At 40.8% G+C, this 3,126-nt stretch carries 1 protein-coding gene; it reads right to left on the reverse strand.

Features of this window, described 5'->3' with window-relative positions; all coding sequences use genetic code 11:
- Positions 1 to 3,126: beta strand repeat-containing protein (locus tag F3G69_RS06460; RefSeq protein WP_188115340.1), on the reverse strand; the 3,126-nt coding region annotated here is incomplete at both ends.

Consider the following 3,126-nt stretch of genomic DNA (forward strand, 5'->3'; position numbering starts at 1 on the left):
TTGTAGTTGTGCCACTAGTATAAGTAGTATAACCACCAGAACTAGCACCTTTAGTCCAGCTACTTCCAAGAGTAAGCTCATCATTACTATCACCATCTATTTTTAGCTTATTCTCATTACTATCACGTAATATATCTTGAACATTGCTAGCTGTAAGAGTTAAGGTTGTCTTTTCTCCATTAGTCATATCTAGTTTTTCGATATTTTTAACATGACTAAAGTCTATGCTATTGTCAGCTACTTTTAATGTATCAAATCCGGCTCCGCCGTCGATAGTCGAAGTATCTTGAATACTTGCATTTTTACCGATAGAGATAACATCATCTCCGCCGCCGCCGCTTATCATAGAACCACCGCTCATATTTAAATTTTTACCTATTGTAATTATATCACCGTCATCGTTGCTACCAGTTCCAGCACTTCCGTTATTTCCCCAGTCGCCGTGTATGCCAGCGTTATTAGTAAGCGTTAGGTTGTCGCCCGCAGTAATAGTATCGGCTCCACCGCCACCTTTGATATCCGCCCGGTCTTTAAGGGTAACGTTGTTTGCGATATTTACAGTATCATTGTATCCTTGGCTGCCGTCGTCCATATGGATATCAGAATCCGATACGATGGCGCCATTTCCCATATTTAAGACATCCGCACCGTATCCTAAATCCACATGCGTATCTCCGCTAACGGTGCCGTTTATGTTTAGCGTATCGACATCGTCTCCAGTTATAAGCTGAGAATGTTCTACGGTAGCACCCGATGCTACGGTTATAGTATCACTACCTCCGTTAAGATCGAATGTCGCGTTTTTAACGATAGCTCCGGCATTTACGTTTACATGATCCTCGCCGTTACCGTTTACTATTTTGGTTTGATACTGTCTATTGGCTATAGCGTCCGATTGATCGCCAAATACCGCTCCGGAATTTATATTTACGGTATTTTTTGTTCCTTGTAATTCCACGGTAGTTTTACTAAACGTACCTCCGGCGATATTTACGACGTCTCCGTCTCCACTATACGTTCCTCTTCCGGTACTTATCTTGGTTTCGGTAAAATTTCCGCCGTTTATATTTATCTCATCGTCTCCGTCACCGCCGGTTATTTCAGATTTTTTAATTATCCCCCCACTTATATTTATCTCATCTGTTCCTGAGCCGCCGTAAAATTTTAGGTTTGTGAGTGTTCCGTCTTTTATATTCGTTATCGTTTTACTACGAGAAGTATAAATTTCAGAGTCTGTAACCTCGCCACCGTTTATATTTATGGTATCTATATCGTTGGTATCACCGTATGAATGATCTAGTCCAGAATAAATCTTGCTACCGTTTACCACTTTAGAACCCGCATTAATATTTATAGTATCGCTACCGTATCCGGCTATAATGTTCGAGTTATCTATTACTGCTCCGGCACCGATATTTATCTTATCATCTCCGATTCTAGCGTCTATTTTACTATTTTGTTTAAATGTAGAGTTGGTAATGTTTATAATATCGTTATCGTCATCGTCACCGTACCAATGAGGCCTATCTACTAAGCCGGAGAGTAGTTCCGCGCTATTAGTAAAGGTAATGCCGTCGATGTCGACTTTGTCATTACCATCCCCAAAATTTATTACGCCTCCTTTTATAGTTATCCCTTTTTTGAAATTTATCGTATCTTCGCCGTTACCCATATTTATATTAGCCGTATCTAGATTTTCATCTATATATGCAGTATCGTTTCCGTTTCCGGCAGATATAGTAGCACCCCCATTTACGATAGAGCCTTGTTTAATATAAATAGTATCGTTACCGCCGCCCATACTTACGCTACTGCGTCCGCTTAGCGTAGCTCCGCTTTCTATATGAAGTTCGCTGTGTTTATCTTCATTATCGACATCGCCCGCTTCTATCCTGGCTTTACCGTCGACGGTTCCTCTAACGTATACGGTATTGTTACCCTCGCCGGCTTTTATTCTTGATTCTCCGGATACGTGCCCGTTTATATTTATCGTATCATCGCCGCTTCCAGTACTTATCTCATTAAAATGATTTGGATTACCGATCATATTGCCATCTATATTTACAGTATCGTTTCCGGCTCCAGTTTTTATACTTCCCCAAGATAAATTTGCGCCGTTTTTAATATTAACCGTATCATCATCCTCACCGGTATCTACGCCAAGAAATTTGTTAAAAGTTGCTCCGCTTTCGATATTAAACGTATCTTTTCCGCGTCCGGTACTTATTGCGGCATATCCGCTCGTTTCTCCGGCAAAATTTACGGTATCATCGCCGTCTTCGGTGTCTATCCTTGTACTATTGCCTAGCTTACCCTTGATATTAACTACGTCGCCTCCCTCGCCGGTGCTTATATCGCTATTTTTTACCTCTGCTCCGGCTTCTACGTTTACAGTATCTACACCAGTACCAGTATGCGTATTTTTTACTTCCACATTATTTAAAAATTTAACTCCGTCTCCGCCTACGCCACTATACACGGAATTAGCTTTGGTATTATCTACAATAATACCGCTTCTATTATCTCCGCCAAATACGTTAAGATCCGTATTACCCTCTATAGAATTAGCGTAATTAGAAAGCCTACTAGAATCGGTCACAGCCAAATCTGATGCATCATCCTGACCTATAGCTAGTTTACCATCATTGCTTACATACCAACCGTCTTTGTGTTGGAATGCACTAGGAGTAGTAGGATCATCAGGAGTTAGATAATCTCTACCATCAGTATGTCTATATACATGATATCCATTAGGTATAGAGTTATAAAATGAAGCTAATAGTCTAGAAGATGTGCTCTCTCCTACATACGCTGACAAAGGAATTTTTATACTTCCTGCTGGTAAAGTAGGTTCTATTGCTCCAGCCCCAACAGCACTTCCACCACTTACACCAAAGCTATTATCTCCACCTGCTGCTAGAGCTAAAGCATCTATGCTTCCTACATTAGCATTTATGTTACTAATGTGGCCTCCTTCTGCAAAGCTAGTAGAAGATAAGCTTACGCCATCTCCACCATTACCACCTGCTTGTGGACCACCTGCAGCAGTTTCTTCTAGAGCATTAAGATCTGTTCCTTTTAAGATGGCTTGTTGTAAAGCTGAGATATCAGCTACTGTTTCGTTAT

The organism is Campylobacter concisus (genome assembly GCF_902460625.1).
Taxonomy (GTDB): domain Bacteria; phylum Campylobacterota; class Campylobacteria; order Campylobacterales; family Campylobacteraceae; genus Campylobacter_A; species Campylobacter_A concisus_AD.